Below are 17,378 nucleotides of genomic sequence, written 5' to 3' on the forward strand. Positions count from 1 at the left end.
ATTCACTCTATCGAATCACCGGTCAAAACTTCTCCTCTACTGGAATCGGCATGTTCTCTGTTTTTTTAAAGCCTAGCTTCTCGACCTTGTCTTCCTGAACCCAGGCATTCCATGCCTTAATGTAAATAGCCACTTGTTCACGCATGGTATACCGACGCCTGGCCGCCCTTCTCTTCACATGAGGGACCTTGGTCAGAGCGAGCCGCGGATCTCCAACCTCAAGGTTTGCACCTGAGGTCAGCCCCTCGGTCCAACTATCTGCCTTCACTGCAGGAGCCGCCTCGGTTGTGACGAAATACCCCACTGCCACCCCAGTCGGGCTCGCAAATACATGCCTAGAGATCTCGCGGCCCATCGCCACAGCTTCTCGGTACATGTCACTGTCTTCGTTATATGCCGCAAGAATCCGACCATTCGCGATTCGGGCCCCATTGCCACTCCATGAGGAGTCCGGCATATTCTTGAACAGAAGAACGTGACGAATTGTGGAGTAAAGAACGGGAAGATACTTCTCGCCAGTGGAAAAAAGCGCATCCACGCCACTTCGACGCTTGCCTGTGTCAAGGACAGGAAACGCAGTTCTCGGAAGCCCTTCGAAAACATAAATCCACACTGGGATACCGGCCTTGATGACGGCATTCAAGCGGTGCTGGCCATCGAGGAGTGACCCCGTCTCAAGAGGTCCGTCGAGTGCAATCCCTTGATGCGTTAACTGCCACTCCCCTCGGAGAATTGAATCCGCCAAGAAATCCACTTGCCCCCAGTCCAAGCGACGATTGACCACCGCTCGGGATAGAAGGATCTCCGACATCTCCGGAGTGACTTGAACGAGACGTGGTGCGGGCGCATTCCGAGGAAGTCCGCTATCGATGGTCATCCCAAAACCGTATCGGACTTTGTAAGCAAACGTCACCTGAAAATCTAAATTGATCAATTTCGAATTTTCATAATCAAAAAGAGAACATCACGGTCGAACTCGACGTGGCAAGATGACTCAGATCCAAAAATGCCTTTTGTCTTAATTTCCTAACTTTTATCTAGAAAAAGCATATTTGTAAATTTTTCAGGGCTGGAGGATTAATTGAGTCCTGTCGGGTAGTGACGAGTGAACGCATCGGTGGGGTCTTCCTGCAAGGGGTCTCTTCCCAAGTCACAGAAGCTGATGCGGGATGAGTGCAGCACCGGCCGTCGATCAGCTCGCCAAGGAACGACGACGCCGTCTCGGTGTAATAGAACTTGTCCTACACTGCGCACACGAAGTCGAGCCGAGCCGGGACCACCGAGAACATCTCGGTGTCCATGCCCGTCGAGCTGGTCAGCGAGCTGAGCTCTCGAACCGGTCGCCGAGGGCTGTCCAGCTACATCACAGAGGCTGTCAGGCATCAGCTCACCATGGACAGACTCGTCGAGATCGTCGCGGCCCATGAAGAGGAGCACGGCGCGCTCACCGAGCAGGAGATCGAAACCGCTCGACGCGAGCTGTTCGGAGACGAGAGCTCCGAACGAGGCGCCGCGTGACGGAGCAGCCAGACCGCTCGCTGGTGCTCGACTCAGAGGCGCTCTCTCTGCTCCTGCGCAACGACCGCGGTATGGCAGCTCGCATCGAGGCATCCCGTCAGGCCGGAGTACCCGTCCTCGTGTCGGCGCTGACGATCGTTGAAGCAGCACACGAGAAGATCGATCTGGCGCGATTAGAGTGGGTACTCTCCCGGCTGCTGGTGGAACCGGTCAGCCAGAAAGACTCTCTGAGCGCCGGGGCGCTGCTTCGGGACGCAGGCGGGCTACATGGGCACAAGTACGCGATCGACGCCCTCGTCGCCGCGCTTGCGCTCCGCGTCCCGGCCCCCGTGATCGTTTTGACCTCCGACCGTGACGACTGGTCGAAGCTCTGCGGGAAGCGCTGATCATCAGAGACGTGTAAGCACTGTCGACTACTGGATCAGTGAGTTCACTGGCACCAGTGGCAGGACCAGTACCCGACGCTGAGCAGCACGGGAACGTTCCGCCTTCTGGCTTCCTCGAACGCCTCCGGCGACCAGGGCCCCCAGTCGACCGGATTGTCAGCGTGCTGCAGCAGATAAGGCGAGGTCACACCAGCCAGCCGGTTCATGCGGCCCAGCCTCTCACAGGGCCCAGCCCCGTCGCAGAGACCACACGGCCCCGGCCCCACCCGGCCGGACCGCACCACACCGCAATGCACCACACCGAAGATCATCCCCATCCGAAGGCGGGCGCCTCGGGGCCGCAGGACAGTAGGCTGAGCCCAGCAGAGCCGGACCTGCGGAAGCACCTCGAAGGAGGCACACCATGACCGCCGAGATGGTGGCGCCCGCGTAGATGCACACCCGGATCAGCGCGGAGCAGTACGACTCCTGGTCCCAGGAGCAGTGCGCCGGCATCGAGATCGTGGACGGAACGGTCGTCGCGAGCCCGAGCGCCTCCAAGCGGCACAATCGCCTGGCCCGAATCCTGGCCAATGCCCTGGACGCCGCCGCAGGCCCGGACTGGAACGCCGACACGGACTTCGACGTCCGCCTGCAGGACGTTCCGCTCACCAACCGGCGCCCGGACGTCGTCGTCTACCGGGCGGAGACCATCGACCTCGCGCCCACCCGCCCGGAGCATGTGCTGCTGGTCGCGGAGGTCGTGTCGCCGGGCTCGGAGACCACCGACCGGATCGTGAAGGTGGACCAGTACGCCAAGGCCGGCATCCCCTTCTACTGGCGCATCGAGCAGGCCGTCACCGGTGTCCCCATCGTCTACACCTACGTGCTCGACCCGGCCAGCAAGATCTACCGGGACGGGGAGATGTTCACCGGCGCGATCAAGGCTGACGCGCCCTTCTCCGTCGCCGTGGACCTCGGGACCATCTGACAGCCGACGTTCGCCTACGACGGCAGCACCAGCATTCTTCCGGGGCTCCCGGGCCGTCCGGATCGAGCTGGCCGGACGTGACATCGCGCGTGTAGTCACCACACACGCCACCCCTTTGTAATAGTTCTTGTCGTACACTAGTGGCCATGACGCCACCTCGCGCCGGAGGCACTGAGAACATCTCCGTGTCCATGCCCGCCGACCTCATCAGTGAGCTGCGCTCGCGAACCGGACGCCGCGGTGTTTCCAGCTATGTCGCGGAAGCAGTACGCCACCAGCTCGCCATGGACGGCCTCGCCGAGATCGTCGCCTCACACGAGGCTGATCATGGCGCGCTGACGGAGCAGGAAGTCGAAGAAGCCCGTCGCGAGCTGTTCGGTGAGGGACGTTTCCAGGGCAGCGGGCGCGACGCTGCGTGAATGAGCAACACGCGCGCTCCCTGATCCTCGACTCCGAAGCTCTGTCCCTCCTGCTTCGGAACGACCGCAAGATGGCGGCTCGCATCGAAGCCTCCCGGCAGGCCGGAGTCAATGTCCTCGTCTCCGCCTTGACCATCGTCGAAGCGGCGCACGGGAAGACTGATCTCGCACGGTTGAACTGGATCCTCTCCCGGCTCCGGGTGGAACCGGTCAGCCAGGAGGACTCCCTGACCGCGGTAGCTCTGCTCCGGGACGCCGGCGGCCTGCACGGGCACAAGTACGCCATCGACGCGCTAGTCGCCGCACTCGCCCTTCGCGCCCCGGCCCCCGTCGTCGTGCTGACCTCCGACCGCGATGACTGGTCGAAGCTCTGCGGCAGCCGCGTGATCATCAGAGAGACCTGAGAGCCGCGGGCCAGGCGTTTTGCGCGTTCACGGTGTCGGCGGCACGACGAGTACCCCATACCAGGCGGCATCTGGACTCCCTTTCCTGCGAGGCGTTTTCCAAGACCTCGGACGAAGGCCGTGCTGCCGTCGATCGACCCGCCCACCCGTCACCCGTTCCCCGTACAAGCCCCCATTCCCTCGCGTTCCGCCGTCGTACGCAGGACACTTGCATTCCGAACGGAGTATCCCGGAGGGGGAATGCAGATGCGGGACGGCCATCGGGCTGAAGCGGAGCGGCTGTTGGTGCGCGCTGTCGAGGAGGAGGTGCGGCGGGCCGGTGGGCGGGCCGATGCGGGGACGTTGCTGGCGCGGGGGCGTGGTGCGCTCGATTCGCTGGCCGAAAGCGCCGCCGACGAGTACGCCGCGTACACCCGCGCACTCGACGCGGCGCAGGCCGAGCAGCATCCGCTCTCCGCGCACTTCAACCGCGCATCCCTGGCAACGCCCGCGCTGGTCACGGTGGTTGCCGCCATCGCCGCCTGCGGGGCGGACCTCGTGCTCGGGACGGGCGGCTCCACCGCGGCCGGGACGGGCGTGGTCGTCGCCGTCGCCGGGGCCGCGGCCACCGTCGCCAGGGTGACCGCCGAGCACTGGCCCGCGGCCCACCGCAGAGCCGGGGCGCAGGGGCAGCCGGGCGGGACCGAGCAGCTGCGGCTCCAGTGGCTGACGGCGCTGGAGGTACGCGGTATCCGCCCGTACCTGGACCAGCAGCGGATGCTCGCCGCGCCGCAGAAGAAGCCGAAGAGCGCCGTCCCGCCGCAGCTGCGCGGTGCCGACAAGAGCGCGGCGGCGCGCAGGCGCTCCACGCTCGACCAGTCGTTCGGCCAGCTGCCCCAGGCCGAGGGGCCGTTCGCGGGGCGGCGGCAGGAGCTGGCGCAGATCGCCCAGTGGGTGCACGCGGCGCGCGCCTCCACCGAGACCCGGCCGACGGTCGTGGTGCTGCACGGCGCCCCGGGTTCCGGGCGCACCACCCTCGCCGTCCGGGCCGCGCACCAGCTCAGGGACCAGTTCCGCGGCGCCTGCGTGGTCGATCTGCGCGGCGCGACCCGCGACGAACCGCCCCTGTCGACCAGGGACGCGCTGCTCCATCTGCTGAACCGGCTGGGCGCCCCGCGCGATCAGCTGCTCTTCCGCGAACGCTCTTCGCCCGAGCAGCAGTTGAAGCGGCTGAGCGAGCTGTACCAGCAGCATCTGACCGGGCTCGCCGTCACCGTCGTACTGGACGACACGTCGGACCCGGACCAGGTGCGCGTCCTCGTACCGGAGCGTTCGGACAGCCTGGTGCTCGTGACGTCGGGCGCCCCGCTCGAACTGCCCGGCGACCTCGTCGCCTGGGTGCATCAGCTGCCGGTGGAGGCGCTGGACTCGGCGGGCTCCGAGGAACTGCTGCGGGAGACCGCGGAGGAGCCGGAGAGCCCGTACGACGCCGAATCGAGCGATCTCGTCACGGAGTTGTGCGGCGGGCTGCCACTGGCGCTGCGGGTGGCCGGGTCCTCGCTCGGCCAGCGCTCGACCCGTGAACTCGCCGCGCACCTCGGCGCGTACCGGCAGCTCGAACCGGTCGAGCGCGCGCTGGCACTGCGCTACGGCGACCAGCCCGAGCAGGGGCGGCGGCTGCTGCGGCGGCTCGCGCTGGCCGGGCGCGCCAGTCTGGGGGTGGCCGCCGCGGCGGCGCTGCTGGCCGCCGACGACCAGGAGGCGCGGCGGCTGCTGACCCTGCTGTCGCGGGCCGGCCTGATCGACCACGTACGCGGCAGCCGCTACCGGCTGCACGACACGGTGCGTGCGTTCGCGCAGGCCAGGCTGGAGGACGAGGAGCAGCCGCAGGAGCGCACGGCGGCGCAGGAGCGGCTGATCCAGAGTTACGCGGAGCTGGCCGACGCGGTGATCCGGCTGGTGGACGGCAAACTCTCCACCCGGGCGGGCCAGTTCGGGCCGCACGGCTTCACCTCGCTGGACGCGGCGCTGCGCTGGCTCGACGAGGAGTCGAGCTTCATCACATCGGCGCTGCGCCAGGCGGAGGGCGTCGACCAGGAGGTGGTGCTGCATCTGCTGGGCGCGCTCTGCGACTACTGCCTGCTGCGCGGCGACCTCTACCGGCTGGGTGAGATCAGCGAGCTGACCCAGGCCGTCGGGCAGGGGCTGCTCGCCAGGTCCGTGCAGTGGCGTACCGGGATCGCGGCCCGCCAGCTCGGCGAGCTGGACAAGGCCCGTACGACGCTGACCTCGGTCGTCGGCCTCTACCACGAGGCCCAGCAGGGGGCGGGCGAGGCGCTGGCGCTCTGCTCGCTCGGCATCACCCTGCACCACCAGGGAAATCTGACGGAGGCGGCGGCGCGGCTGCGGGAGGCGGTCGCGCTCCAGGCGGCGCCGGAGCTGGCCGCGGACCGGGCCTGGTCGCTGCACGCGCTGGCGGCGGTGGAGCGCGATCTGGGGAATCTGGCGGAGGCGCGGACGCTGCTGTCCACGGCGCTCACCCTGCACCAGGAGAGCGACTCGCTGCACGGTGAGGCGTGGACGCACTTCCAGCAGGGCCAGCTCTGTCTCTGCCTGGGCGACGTGGCGCGGGCCGACGAGGAGCTGCGGACCGCGCTCGACGCGTACGGGCAGACCAGGGACGGGCGCGGCGAGGCCTGGGCGATGACCCAGCTGGCCAGGGCCAGGCTGGTCGAAGGGGATGCTTCGGTCGCGGTGGACCAGCTGCGCCAGGCGCTCTCCCGCCACCGGGACAGCGAGGACGCCAGGGGCGAGGCGTGGACGCTCTACTACCTGGGCCAGGCGCTGGAGGAGGGCGGCGACCGGGACCAGGCGGTACGGGAGCTGGAGCGGGCCCGGACGATGTTCTCGCGGATGCGGGACATGTACGGGCTGGCCTGCGCCCGCCACCACTCGGGGCGGGTCACCCGCGACCAGCGCGCGGCGCAGACCGGCAACCTCCGCAACAGCGGTTTCGCCCGTCAGCTGCTGGCCGACGCACGGGCCGACTTCCACCGGATCGGGGTGGCGCACGGTGAGGCGTGGACCTGTCTGGAGCTGGCCCTGATCGACGCGGGCAACGACCGCGCGGCGCAGGCGCTCCAGCTCTGCGACGAGGCGGCGGCGCTCTTCACCGCGTACGACGACGGGCGGGGCGGCGACTGGGCGCGCTTCCTGCGCTGCACGCTGCTGCCCTACGCGTCGCCCGGCGGCTCGGAGGTGGGCACCGCGGTGGCCGCCGAGGAGCTGTCCCAGCTGATCCGGGCGGCGCACCCGGCCCGCGACCCCGGTCTGGCCGAGTGCGCGGAGGCGTACACGCTGATCCTGGAGCGCGGGGTCTCACTGGACGACGGCTGGCAGGCGTGGCCGCTGGGCATGGTGCCGGGCCGCAACGCCCGGGAGATCATGGGCGTACCGGTGCCGGCCGCGTAGGCGCAGGCGTCGCGGTGGACCGGCGTGCGCCTCTGCGGTCCGGGTCCGAACCGCGTAGGCGCACGCCGGCCGTCACCGCGCACGCCCCGCCGCCGGACAGGCGGCTCTCCCGGCCTGTCCGGCGGCGGGGCGGGGCCCGGCGGGCCTCAGCCCTGCTTGCCCCCGGTCCCGGCCGGCCGGGCCGGGTCGGTCTGCTGCTCCGGGGCCTCCTTGAAGGACACCCGGCCCATGTGCCGGCTCATGGACTTCATCAGCAGCCACACCCCCACGGCCAGGGCCGCGAAGACGAGGAAGCCGAGAAGCCCGGGAGTCACCTTGTTGTCGTCGACCTCGGCCAGAGGGACGAGGTGCGTCAATGCCTGGCTAGCGCTCATAACTAGGCATTGTCCCGGATGCCCGCAAAGAGGTCGTCCTCGGGGAGGGATGTCGGCACGAGGGACTTCGAGAGCTCGTACTCCTCGGTCGGCCAGATCTCCTTCTGGATCTCCATCGGGACGCGGAACCAGCCGCCCTCCGGGTCGATCTGCGTGGCGTGCGCGATGAGCGCCCTGTCGCGGATCTCGAAGAAGTCCGCGCACGGGATGTGCGTGGTCAGAGTGCGTTCGGCGCGCTCGAACTGCTTCCAGCGCTCCAGCCACTCCGCGTACGGCGACTCCAGGCCGCGCGCCAGCAGCCCCTCGTGCAGGGCCACGGTGCGCGGCTTGTTGAAGCCCTGGTTGTAGTAAAGCTTCTGCGGCTGGAAGGCCGGGCCGAAGTCGGCCTCGGGGTACTTCTCGGTGTCCGCCGCCGCATCGAAGGCCACCATCGAGATCTGGTGGGTCATGATGTGGTCGGGGTGCGGGTATCCGCCGTTCTCGTCGTACGTGGTGATGACCTGCGGCCGGAACTCCCGGATGAGCCGCACCAGCCGGCCGGCGGCCGCATCGACGTCCTCCAGCGCGAAGCAGCCCTCGGGCAGCGGCGGCAGCGGGTCACCCTCGGGCAGGCCCGAGTCGACAAAGCCCAGCCACGCCTGCTTGACGCCGAGGATCTCGCGGGCCTCGTCCATCTCGCGTTTGCGGACCTCGTGGATGTTCTCCTCGATGAAGGCGTCACCCTGGAGCTTGGGGTTGAGGATGGAGCCGCGCTCGCCTCCGGTGCAGGTCACGACCAGCACGTCCACCCCCTCGGACACGTACTTGGCCATGGTCGCCGCACCCTTGCTCGACTCGTCGTCGGGGTGGGCGTGGACGGCCATCAGGCGAAGCTGCTCAGACAAGACAGGATCCTCAGTGATTCGTCGCAATCGGCGGCTTCTATAGTGACCGACTGAGGGGACGGAAAATTCCGGGATCCCCTTGCACAGGAGGAACGATCATGACGGCGGTTGGCGAACAGCTCCCCGAGGGCCGGTACGGCCGCTCCGCGGATCAGCGCGCTGACCGCAAGCTGAAGATCGTCGGAGCGGTGCTCGGCACCGTGGCGGTCGGGGTCATCGGCTGGTTCGGTTACCAGTCCGTCGGCGGCAAGTCCATCAGCGGTGAGGTCATCACCTGGGACATCGCGTCGGACCACGCGGTCGATGTCCATCTGGAGGTACGCAAGGACGCCGGGCTCCACGGCACCTGCACCCTGCGGCTGCGGGCCACCGACGGCGACGAGGTCGGCCGCAAGGACGCCAGGTTCGACCAGGACGAGAAGCGGATCGACCAGGTCGTGACCGTACGGACCACGTCGAGGGCCACCAGCGTCGAGCTCGTCGGCTGCCAGACCGCGTCCTGACCCGCGGGCGGGCGGCTTCCCGGCCGCCCGGGGGCCGCGCGCCGCCCCGCTGTGACGCCGCCGGTGCACCTCGTGACGCTTCGGTCCTCCCCCTTCCGCTCTCGAATTGTTAGGCTCGTGGTTTCGCCCGCCCCTGGAGGCACATCCTTCTGGGTAGGGCGATGCTTTGTATTTCCGGTACCTACGAGGAGCACCAGTGACCCAGACCAGCGAAAACGTCACCTGGCTGACCCAGGAGGCGTACAACCAGCTGAAGGCTGAGCTGGAGTATCTGTCGGGTCCCGCACGCTCGGAGATCGTCACCAAGATCGCGGCCGCCCGCGAGGAGGGTGACCTGCGGGAGAACGGCGGGTACCACGCGGCCAAGGAGGAGCAGGGCAAGCAGGAGCTGCGCGTACGCCAGCTGACCCAGCTGCTCGAAACCGCGAAGGTCGGCGAGGCCCCGGCGGCCTCCGGCGAAGCGGCTCCCGGCATGGTCGTCACCATCGCCTTCGACGGTGACGAGGACGACACGATGACCTTCCTGCTCGCCTCCCGCGAGTACGCGAGCTCGGACTTCGAGACGTACTCCCCCCAGTCCCCGCTGGGCGCAGGTGTGATCGGCAAGAAGGTCGGCGAGAACGCCGACTACGAACTGCCGAACGGCAAGACGGCGACGGTGAAGATCCTCAAGGCCGAGCCGTTCCAGGGCTGACCCGGATACAGGGCACCGGACGAGCCCCCGGCCGCGCACCGCGGCCGGGGGCTCTGTCGTGCGGGGCTCTGTCGTGCGGGGGCTCTGTCCTGCGGCGGCTCGCCGGCCGCCGGGGTCAGGCCGCGGCCGACCGGTACTTGCGGACCGCCAGGGTGCGGAAGACCGCGAAGATGAGCAGTGACCAGATCAGCGAGGCCCAGACCGGGTGCTGCATGGGCCAGGCGTCCGATGTGGACACGCCCGGGTTGCCGAAGAGGACCCGGCAGGCCTGCACGGTCGCGCTGAAGGGGTTCCACTCGGCGATCGGCTGCAGCCAGCCGGGCATCATCGCCGTCGACACGAACGCGTTCGAGACGAAGGTCACCGGGAAGAGCCAGACCAGCCCGCCGGACGTGGCCGCCTCCGGTGTGCGGACCGAGAGGCCGATCAGTGCGCCGATCCAGGAGAAGGCGTACCCCAGCAGGAGCAGCAGCCCGAAGCCGCCGAGCACCTTGCCGATGTTCTCGTGGGTGCGCCAGCCGACCAGCAGGGCCACGATCGCCAGCACGACCAGGATGAGCGCCGTCTGGACCAGGTCGGCGAGCGTACGTCCGGTGAGCACCGCGCCCCGGGCCATCGGGAGCGAGCGGAACCGGTCGATCAGGCCCTTGTGCATGTCGTCGGCGATACCGGCCCCGGCGCCGGCCGTGGCGAACGTCACGGTCTGGGCGAAGATCCCCGCCATCAGGAAGTTGCGGTAACCCACGGCGCTGGTGGAGCCGTTGACGACCAGGGACCCGCCGAAGACGTAGCTGAAGAGCACCACGAACATGATCGGCTGGACCAGGCCGAAGACCACGATCTCCGGGATCCGGGTCATCCGGATCAGATTGCGCTTGGCGATGACCAGCGAGTCGCCGGCCGACTGGATGATGCCGCCGCGCGGGCGCGGGGCGAGTGGGGTGGCTGCGGAATCCGTGACGGCGCTCATTCGCCTGCCTCCTGGGCACTCGTGGTGGCGTTGGCCGCCGGACCGGCGTCCCCGGGGCCCGGTCCTTCCCCTTCCTCCTCCTCGGCCACATGGCCGGTGAGCGAGAGGAACACATCGTCGAGCGTGGGGCGGCGCAGCCCGATGTCGTCGATCTCCACGCCCCGCCCGTCCAGCTCCCTGATGACCTCGGCGAGCAGTCTGGCGCCGCCCGCGACCGGGACGGTCAGTTTGCGGGTGTGTTCCACGACGGCGACCTCCCCCTTGCCCAGGGCCGTCAGCACCTCGCGGGCGGGCCCGATCTCGGCGGGCCGGTGGACGACGACCTCGACGCGTTCGCCGCCGATACGGGCCTTGAGCTGGTCCGACGTACCGCGCTCGATGACCTTGCCGTGGTCGATGACGCAGATGTCGTGGGCCAGGTGGTCGGCCTCCTCCAGGTACTGGGTGGTGAGCAGCAGCGTCGTACCGCCGGCCACCAGCTCCTGGATGACTCCCCAGAGCTGCTGCCTGTTGCGCGGGTCGAGCCCGGTGGTCGGCTCGTCCATGAACATCACGGGGGGCGACACGACGAGGGCCGCGGCGAGGTCGAGCCGCCTGCGCATCCCGCCGGAGTACGTCTTGGCGGGGCGGTCGGCGGCGTCGGCGAGGTGGAAGCGGTCGAGCAGTTCGCCCGCCCGGCGCTTCGCGTCGCGTGCGGACATCTGGTAGAGCTGCCCGACCATCTGGAGGTTCTCCCGGCCGGTCAGGTACTCGTCGACCGCGGCGAACTGGCCGGAGAGCCCGATCGATCTGCGTACCTCGGTGGGCTGCCTGAGCACGTCGAGCCCGGCGACCACCGCCCGTCCGCTGTCGGGCTGCAGCAGGGTCGTCAGGACCCGGACGGCCGTCGTCTTGCCGGCGCCGTTGGGCCCGAGCAGGCCGAGGACGGTGCCTTCCGGCACTTCGAGATCCACACCGTCCAGTGCTCTTACGTCACCGAAGGTCTTCACCAGACCTTCGGCGTAGATGGCGCCGGGCATACGGGTCCCCCTTATTTCGTTTTTGGGCGCTATATCGCTTGTGGGCGGTTTTACGGACGCATCGTAAATTTGGCCCGCGATTTTGGCACGGCCATACCGCTCTCCGGCGAGTGGCGCGTGGTGCGCGACGCGTCGGCGACACGGGGCGCGTACCGCACACGCTAACGCGATGTATCGCGTATCCGCAGGGGTTCCCCGTTTTCCGCCCCGCTCCTCATCCGATGACGGCGTACCCCGCGTCCCGCAGCGCCGCACCGACCTCGGCGCAGTGCTCGGGCCCCTTCGTCTCCAGATGCAGCTCCACCTCCGCCTCGGTCAGACCCAGCCGCGGATCGGTCCGTACATGGCTCACATCGAGCACATTGGCGTCGGCGACCGAGAGCACACCCAGCAGCGTCGCCAGCGCCCCCGGACGGTCGGTCAGCCGGAGCCGCAGCGACAGGAAGCGGCCCGCCGCCGCCATCCCGTGGGTGAGGATGCGCTGCATCAGGAGCGGATCCACATTGCCGCCCGACAGCACCGCGACCACCGGGCCCTCGAACGCCCCGGGGTCGCTCAGCAGCGCGGCGACCGGGCTGGCACCCGCGGGCTCGACGACCATCTTGGCCCGCTCCAGACAGAGCAGCAGCGCGCTGGACAGCTCGTCCTCGGAGACCGTGCGCACCTCGTCCACCAGCTCCCGGACGATCCCGAACGGCACATCCCCGGGGCGCCCCACCTTGATGCCGTCGGCCATCGTCGGACGCGTCTCGACCGCCACCGGCCGCCCCGCCGCCAGCGAGGGCGGGTACGCGGCGGCGTTCGCCGCCTGCACACCGACCACCTTCACATCCGGCCGCAGCGCCTTCACCGCGACCGCGATCCCGGCGGCCAGCCCCCCGCCGCCGATCCCGACGACGATCGTCCGCACCTCCGGGCACTGCTCCAGGATCTCCAGACCCACCGTGCCCTGCCCCGCGATGATGTCGGCGTGGTCGAACGGGTGGATGAAGACGGCGCCGGTCTCCCGCGCGTACTCCTGCGCGGCGGCGAGCGTCTCGTCGACGACCTGGCCGTGCAGCCGTACCTCCGCGCCGTACTCACGGGTCGCCGCGACCTTCGGCAGCGGCGCACCCAGCGGCATGAAGACCGTGGACCGCACCCCGAGGAGCGACGAGGCGAGCGCGACGCCCTGCGCGTGGTTGCCCGCACTGGCGGCGACCACCCCGGCCGCCCGCTCCTCGGGGCGCAGCCCGGCGATCCGGACATAGGCGCCGCGCAGCTTGAACGAACCGGTCCGCTGGAGGTTCTCGCACTTGAAGCGGACCGGGGCCCCGACCAGACGCGAGAGATGTCTGCTGCCCTCGATCGGCGTCGTCCTGGACACTCCGGAGAGCATCTTCTGCGCTCCGAGGACGTCATCAAGGATCAGCGGCGGCAGGGGGTGTGACGTACCGAAGCTCATGGCGTCAAGTCTCGCAGCTCGGCACCGGACGGGCCGCCCGAGTCCGGGGCCCGGCAACGGCTGGACCCTCATGTTCACAACGGTTGGAACAGGGCAGGTACGGTGCGGCCCCGGTCCGCGTACTCTGTCCCCCACTGTCCGCCCTCCGTACGAAGAGAGCCCCCCGGCCATGCCCCTTTCTCAGGACATGACTTCTGATATCGACCCCGGCTTCCTCGATGCCCTCCAGCACCAGGTGGCCCTCTTCGCCCGCCGCGCCGAGCAGACCCGGATGGGGGGCGTCGGCCAGGCGCGCAACTCGATGGACCGCGCCGCCTATCTGCTGCTCAACCGGCTGGACAGGGAAGGCCCCATGGGGGTGAAGGCGCTGGCCGCGGGCATGGGCATCGATTCCTCGACCGTGACCCGGCAGGTCGCCCCGCTCGTCGACACCGGCCTGGTCAAGCGCACCTCGCACCCCGAGGACGGCCGGGCGGTCGTCCTCGAACTCTCCCCGCGCGGCCAGGCCCGCCTGGAGGAGGTCCGCTCCTCACGGCGCGAGCTGATGGCCCAGGTCACCGAAGGGTGGACCCAGGAGGACCGCGAAGCCTTCTGCACCCTGCTGACCCGGTTCAACTCCTCGCTCTCCGGCCGTACGACAGGACCCCAGGAGCCGGCCGCGCCGACCTCTTGACCGGGTGCCGCGCCCTGCTCTCAGATGAGAGCAGGGAGGCACTGTGCGGGAGCGGACAGCAGCACGGGAACGCCGCCGCGACGAGGAGTTCGAGTCCTTCGTCGCGGGCGCGGCCGGACGGCTTCTCCATGTGGCCGTACTGCTCACCGCCGAGCCCCCCGGTGACACCCCACGGGCACGGCGGCTGCTCATCGGCGCGCTCTCCCGTACCTACGCGCAGTGGGACCGGCTGCGCGGCGACGACCCGTACGAGCACACCCGCCAGGAGCTGGTGGGCCACTTCGCACACAGTGCCTGGCGGCGCCCCCGGTTCACCCACAGCGCCCCGCGCGTGACCCCTCCCACGCACATCCCCTGGCCCCGCCTCCGGCCGGCGGACCGGCTCCGGCTGCCGGACCGGCTGCGGCTGCCGGACCGGCTGCGGCCGGGCTCGGGGGCCGGGGCGCGGGCCCCGGCGGGCGGCGGCTTGCTGGAGCGGCTGACCCCGCAGGAGCGCCTCGTCCTGGTGCTGCGGCTGTACGAGGGGATCGCGGAGGAACAGGTCGCTGCGGCGGTCGGTCTCCCGGCGGAACGGGTCCGCGCGCTCTGCGCCCACGCGACGGCGACCCTGCGCAGCACCCCGCCGGTGCCCGCGCCCCCGCTGCCCGAAGTGGCGACGCCATGAGCCTGCCGGACCGCAAGGAGGAGATGGCCCGGCGGATGCTGGCCGGGCCGCATCCGCCGGTCCCGGCCGACCTGGCGCTCCGCGCGGCGGAACGCGGCGCCCGGATCCGGCGCCGCCGCACAGCGGGCCGCAGAGCGGTGTGGCTGCTGCTGGCGGCGGCGCTCGCCGCCTTCGTGGTGTGGGCGACGCTGACCCACCCCTGGACCCCGCCCCCGGCCCGGACGACCCCGCCGGTGGAGGGGTACTGAGCGGGCCGCTCCACAGCACCGTCCCGCGACGGCCCCCAACGGCCCCCAACGGCCCCCAACAGCAGCATCCCGCGACGGCGGCCGCTCCGGACCCTTCCGGATCCGGAGCAGCGGCGTCGACGGGCGGGGCCGGCCCGCAGGGCGTCGCAGGGCGGCCCGCAGGCGTCAGCCCAGCGCCTGCTGCACATCCGCGAGCAGGTCGTCCGCCGACTCGATGCCCACCGAGAGCCGCACCAGGTCCCCCGGGACCTCAAGGGCCGAACCGGCCACCGACGCGTGCGTCATCCGCCCCGGGTGCTCGATCAGCGACTCCACCCCGCCGAGCGACTCGCCCAGCGTGAACAGCTTCGCCCGGTCGCAGACCGCGACCGCCGCCGCCTCGCCGCCCCGCACCCGGAAGGACACCATCCCGCCGAACGACCGCATCTGCTTCGCCGCGATCTCATGGCCCGGGTGGTCGGGCAGCCCCGGGTAGAGGACGCCTTCGACCTTCGGGTGCCGGGTCAGCATCTCCGCGATCCGGGTGGCGTTCTCGCTGTGCCGGTCCATCCGTACGGCCAGCGTCTTGATCCCACGCAGCACCAGCCAGGCGTCGAACGGCCCGCAGACCGCGCCCATCGCGTTCTGGTGGTATGCCAACTCCTCAGCCAGATCGTCGGAGTTGACGACCAGCGCGCCGCCGACCACGTCCGAGTGGCCGCCCATGTACTTGGTCATCGAGTGCACGACGACATCCGCGCCGAGCGCCAGCGGCTGCTGGAGGTAGGGACTGGCGAAGGTGTTGTCGACGACGAGCTTCGCGCCCGCCGTGCGCGCCACATCGGCGACCGCCGCGATGTCCGTGATCCCCAGCAGCGGGTTGGAAGGCGTCTCCACCCAGACCGCCTTGGTACGGGGCCGCATGGCGGCCCGCACCGAAGCGGGGTCCGTGGTGTCGGCGACCGACCACTCGACGCCCCACCGGGACACGACCTTCGCGAAGAGCCGGAAGGTCCCGCCGTACGCGTCGTCCGGGATGACCACGTGGTCCCCGGGCGTCAGCAGCGTACGGAGCAGGCAGTCCTCGGCGGCGAGGCCGGAGGCGAAGGCGAGCCCGCGCCGCCCGCCCTCCAGAGCCGCCAGATTCTCTTCCAGGGCGGTACGCGTCGGGTTGCCGCTGCGGCTGTACTCGTAGCCGCCGCGCAGCCCGCCCACGCCGTCCTGCTTGAACGTGGAGACCTGGTAGATCGGGGGAACGACCGCGCCCGTCAGGGGGTCCGCGGTGTTGCCTGCGTGGATGGCGAGGGTCTCGAAACCCTGATGCACGTTGTGATCGTCGCTCATGGGCACCGAGCGTACCGAGCACAGTGGTCAGATGTCGGCCGTGTCTGGTTCGCTGGGGACATGGAGATTCTCTGGTTCCTGCTCGCGGTGTGCATGCTCGCGGCAGTGCTCGGCCCGTACCTGCTGCGCCGGCGCGGCGGTATCCACCAGGTGCTGCCCGGCTCCCCGGACGCCGCGGACCCCGACGCGTACGGGTTCCTGCGCCAGGAGGAGCTGGACGTACGGCTGCCCGGCCCGGACCAGGATCTGCTCGACGTACTGGACGTGGTGCAGCACACCCAGAACTGGCGCCCGGCCGCCCAGTTGCTCGCCGGTACCCCCCGATCCGGCGAGCTGCGCTGGCAGCGGGTACAGGCGTTCGCCGGGGCAGCCTCGCTGGAGCTGGCGCAGCGGCCGGGCACCGGCGGGGCCTGGCTGCGCAACTGGCGCTCCGAGTCACCGAAGGACGCGGGCGCGGCCCAGGTGCACGCCGCGTTCCTCGTACAGCAGGCGTGGCGCTCCGGTCCGGCGCCCGGGGGCGCCGCCGCCGACGACTTCCGGATCCTCCTGGAGGAGGCGCGCACGGTCTGCGCGGAGGCGGCGCTGCTCGCCCCCGGCGACCCCGTCCCGTACCTCGTGGAGCTGGCCGTCGGCCGTGGACTCGCCTACCCGGAGCCGCAGTTCGAAGAGGTGTGGGCCAAGGTCATCGACCGCGCACCGGAGCACATGGGGGCGCATCTGGAGGCGCTGCACTACTGGTGCGAGAAGTGGCACGGTTCCCGCGACCGGGCCGACGAGTTCGCCCACGCGGCGGCGGCCCGCGCACCCCGGGGCTCGCTGCTGGCCGCGCTCCCGCTCTTCGCGGTCTACGAGCATCTGCCCGAGGTGATGCTGGTGCGCGGCTTCTACCGGAGCGCGGTCGTCACCAGGGCGGTGGAGGGAGCGCTGCACGCGGTGCACACGGCCCGCACCGACGACCCGGTGCTGGCGCACGTACGGCATCTGCTTGTGCTCTTCCTGGTCAGGTCGGAACGCTGGCGGGAGGCGATGGACCAGCTGGTCCGCGTCGACGGCCATGTGGGGGCGCTGCCGTGGACACTCGACGAGGACCCGGCCGCGGTGTACGCGGTGTACCGGGCGCTGGCGGTGGCGGGCTACGAGGCGAACGGCGGCACCCCGGCCACGCTGCCCCGCTGAGTAGGCTGACAGCACCCCGTACGCCCCGTACGCGGGAACCCCGGAATCCTGCACGGGGTAACCCGAAGAGGAACGAGCAACCCCGATGACACGCCTCATACCGCTGGTCCTGATCGGCTTCGGTGCCTATTTCTGGCTCCGGTCCAGGAGGAAGACGGCGGCCTGGCTGGAGCGCAGGACGTCCCCCGATGACCACCAGGAATCCTGACCGGGGCTCATGCGTTGCACGGGGTGCACCCATACTCCCCGAGGAGCCGCA

The 17,378-nt window shown here is 69.8% G+C and carries 20 protein-coding genes and 1 pseudogene; 13 read left to right on the plus strand and 8 right to left on the minus strand.

Annotated elements, in window-relative coordinates; genetic code table 11:
* Nucleotides 1-22: 22 nt before the first annotated feature.
* The gene (locus tag ACWGKJ_RS00360) at nt 23-877 is read right to left on the minus strand and encodes a hypothetical protein (RefSeq protein WP_385018788.1); all 855 of its coding nucleotides are present in this window, start codon (nt 875-877) and stop codon (nt 23-25) included.
* A 422-nt stretch (nt 878-1,299) separates the two neighbouring features.
* Between ACWGKJ_RS00360 and ACWGKJ_RS00365 the strand changes: the two genes are divergently transcribed.
* Both ACWGKJ_RS00365 and ACWGKJ_RS00370 read left to right on the plus strand, forming a co-directional pair.
* Nucleotides 1,300-1,518, plus strand: coding sequence for a hypothetical protein (locus ACWGKJ_RS00365; RefSeq protein WP_385018920.1), 219 nt, complete (start codon nt 1,300-1,302; stop codon nt 1,516-1,518).
* Entirely contained in the window at nt 1,515-1,904 is a 390-nt protein-coding gene (locus ACWGKJ_RS00370; protein ID WP_385018786.1) for a type II toxin-antitoxin system VapC family toxin, read from the plus strand. Before ACWGKJ_RS00365 ends, ACWGKJ_RS00370 begins: the two co-directional genes overlap by 4 nt.
* A 50-nt stretch (nt 1,905-1,954) precedes the next feature.
* On the opposite strand, the pseudogene ACWGKJ_RS00375 reads toward ACWGKJ_RS00370, so the two are convergent.
* Nucleotides 1,955-2,110, minus strand: a pseudogene (locus ACWGKJ_RS00375) (DUF255 domain-containing protein); the annotation flags it as partial.
* A 227-nt stretch (nt 2,111-2,337) separates the two neighbouring features.
* On the opposite strand from ACWGKJ_RS00375, the gene ACWGKJ_RS00380 reads away from it, so the two are divergent.
* The 4 genes from ACWGKJ_RS00380 (at nt 2,338) to ACWGKJ_RS00395 (ending at nt 7,147) form a co-directional block, all read left to right on the plus strand.
* Complete coding sequence (locus ACWGKJ_RS00380; RefSeq protein ID WP_385018784.1) at nt 2,338-2,874, plus strand: Uma2 family endonuclease; 537 nt, start codon at nt 2,338-2,340, stop codon at nt 2,872-2,874.
* Nucleotides 2,875-3,020: 146 nt separating this feature from the next.
* A complete protein-coding gene (locus ACWGKJ_RS00385; RefSeq protein WP_385018782.1) occupies nt 3,021-3,293 on the plus strand; it encodes a hypothetical protein in 273 nt (90 codons plus the stop codon).
* Nucleotides 3,290-3,697 (plus strand): PIN domain-containing protein, encoded by a 408-nt coding sequence (locus tag ACWGKJ_RS00390; protein ID WP_385018780.1) that lies wholly within the window; start codon nt 3,290-3,292, stop codon nt 3,695-3,697. Before ACWGKJ_RS00385 ends, ACWGKJ_RS00390 begins: the two co-directional genes overlap by 4 nt.
* Nucleotides 3,698-3,943: 246 nt before the next feature.
* On the plus strand, nt 3,944-7,147 hold the full coding sequence (locus ACWGKJ_RS00395; RefSeq protein ID WP_385018778.1) for a tetratricopeptide repeat protein: 3,204 nt from the start codon (nt 3,944-3,946) through the stop codon (nt 7,145-7,147).
* Between the two features lie 146 nt (nt 7,148-7,293).
* Here ACWGKJ_RS00395 and ACWGKJ_RS00400 read toward each other — a convergent pair whose 3' ends face one another.
* Together ACWGKJ_RS00400 and mca are read right to left on the minus strand one after the other, a co-directional pair.
* The gene (locus tag ACWGKJ_RS00400) at nt 7,294-7,521 is read right to left on the minus strand and encodes a hypothetical protein (protein ID WP_385021095.1); all 228 of its coding nucleotides are present in this window, start codon (nt 7,519-7,521) and stop codon (nt 7,294-7,296) included.
* Between the two features lie 2 nt (nt 7,522-7,523).
* Complete coding sequence (mca, locus tag ACWGKJ_RS00405; protein ID WP_385021092.1) at nt 7,524-8,405, minus strand: mycothiol conjugate amidase Mca; 882 nt, start codon at nt 8,403-8,405, stop codon at nt 7,524-7,526.
* A gap of 98 nt (nt 8,406-8,503) precedes the next feature.
* On the opposite strand from mca, the gene ACWGKJ_RS00410 reads away from it, so the two are divergent.
* Together ACWGKJ_RS00410 and greA are read left to right on the plus strand one after the other, a co-directional pair.
* A complete protein-coding gene (locus ACWGKJ_RS00410; protein WP_385021089.1) occupies nt 8,504-8,908 on the plus strand; it encodes a DUF4307 domain-containing protein in 405 nt (134 codons plus the stop codon).
* A 196-nt stretch (nt 8,909-9,104) separates the two neighbouring features.
* On the plus strand, nt 9,105-9,602 hold the full coding sequence (gene greA, locus ACWGKJ_RS00415; RefSeq protein ID WP_385021086.1) for a transcription elongation factor GreA: 498 nt from the start codon (nt 9,105-9,107) through the stop codon (nt 9,600-9,602).
* A 115-nt stretch (nt 9,603-9,717) separates the two neighbouring features.
* Here the strand turns inward: greA and ACWGKJ_RS00420 are convergent, their stop codons facing one another.
* The 3 genes from ACWGKJ_RS00420 to ilvA all read right to left on the minus strand — a co-directional run bounded on the left by ACWGKJ_RS00420 (nt 9,718) and on the right by ilvA (nt 13,035).
* Entirely contained in the window at nt 9,718-10,572 is an 855-nt protein-coding gene (locus ACWGKJ_RS00420) for an ABC transporter permease (RefSeq protein ID WP_385021082.1), read from the minus strand.
* Nucleotides 10,569-11,591, minus strand: coding sequence for an ATP-binding cassette domain-containing protein (locus tag ACWGKJ_RS00425; RefSeq protein WP_385021079.1), 1,023 nt, complete (start codon nt 11,589-11,591; stop codon nt 10,569-10,571). The genes ACWGKJ_RS00420 and ACWGKJ_RS00425 overlap by 4 nt, the downstream gene beginning before the upstream one ends.
* Before the next feature lie 214 nt (nt 11,592-11,805).
* Complete coding sequence (gene ilvA / locus ACWGKJ_RS00430) at nt 11,806-13,035, minus strand: threonine ammonia-lyase (protein ID WP_385021077.1); 1,230 nt, start codon at nt 13,033-13,035, stop codon at nt 11,806-11,808.
* 169 nt (nt 13,036-13,204) lie between these two features.
* Here ilvA and ACWGKJ_RS00435 point away from each other — a divergent pair, with 169 nt between their 5' ends.
* From ACWGKJ_RS00435 to ACWGKJ_RS00445, 3 genes are read left to right on the plus strand one after another with little or no spacing between them, the layout of a single operon-like run.
* Nucleotides 13,205-13,708: a MarR family winged helix-turn-helix transcriptional regulator gene (locus ACWGKJ_RS00435; protein WP_385021073.1), complete on the plus strand. Its 504-nt coding sequence runs from the start codon at nt 13,205-13,207 to the stop codon at nt 13,706-13,708.
* A 43-nt stretch (nt 13,709-13,751) separates the two neighbouring features.
* Nucleotides 13,752-14,372 (plus strand): sigma factor-like helix-turn-helix DNA-binding protein, encoded by a 621-nt coding sequence (locus tag ACWGKJ_RS00440; RefSeq protein WP_385021070.1) that lies wholly within the window; start codon nt 13,752-13,754, stop codon nt 14,370-14,372.
* Nucleotides 14,369-14,620 carry a hypothetical protein gene (locus ACWGKJ_RS00445; protein ID WP_385021066.1) on the plus strand — a complete coding sequence of 84 codons (252 nt, stop codon included), beginning with the start codon at nt 14,369-14,371 and terminating at the stop codon, nt 14,618-14,620. Before ACWGKJ_RS00440 ends, ACWGKJ_RS00445 begins: the two co-directional genes overlap by 4 nt.
* A 165-nt stretch (nt 14,621-14,785) precedes the next feature.
* On the opposite strand, the gene ACWGKJ_RS00450 is transcribed toward ACWGKJ_RS00445, so the two are convergent.
* Entirely contained in the window at nt 14,786-15,943 is a 1,158-nt protein-coding gene (locus ACWGKJ_RS00450; protein WP_385021063.1) for a cystathionine gamma-synthase, read from the minus strand.
* Nucleotides 15,944-16,003: 60 nt separating this feature from the next.
* Between ACWGKJ_RS00450 and ACWGKJ_RS00455 the strand changes: the two genes are divergently transcribed.
* Both ACWGKJ_RS00455 and ACWGKJ_RS00460 read left to right on the plus strand, forming a co-directional pair.
* The gene (locus ACWGKJ_RS00455; protein WP_385021060.1) at nt 16,004-17,119 is read left to right on the plus strand and encodes a hypothetical protein; all 1,116 of its coding nucleotides are present in this window, start codon (nt 16,004-16,006) and stop codon (nt 17,117-17,119) included.
* 85 nt (nt 17,120-17,204) lie between these two features.
* Nucleotides 17,205-17,327, plus strand: coding sequence for a hypothetical protein (locus ACWGKJ_RS00460; RefSeq protein WP_385021057.1), 123 nt, complete (start codon nt 17,205-17,207; stop codon nt 17,325-17,327).
* The last annotated feature ends 51 nt before the right edge of the window (nt 17,328-17,378 follow it).

The organism is Streptomyces sp. NPDC054757, assembly GCF_053612185.1.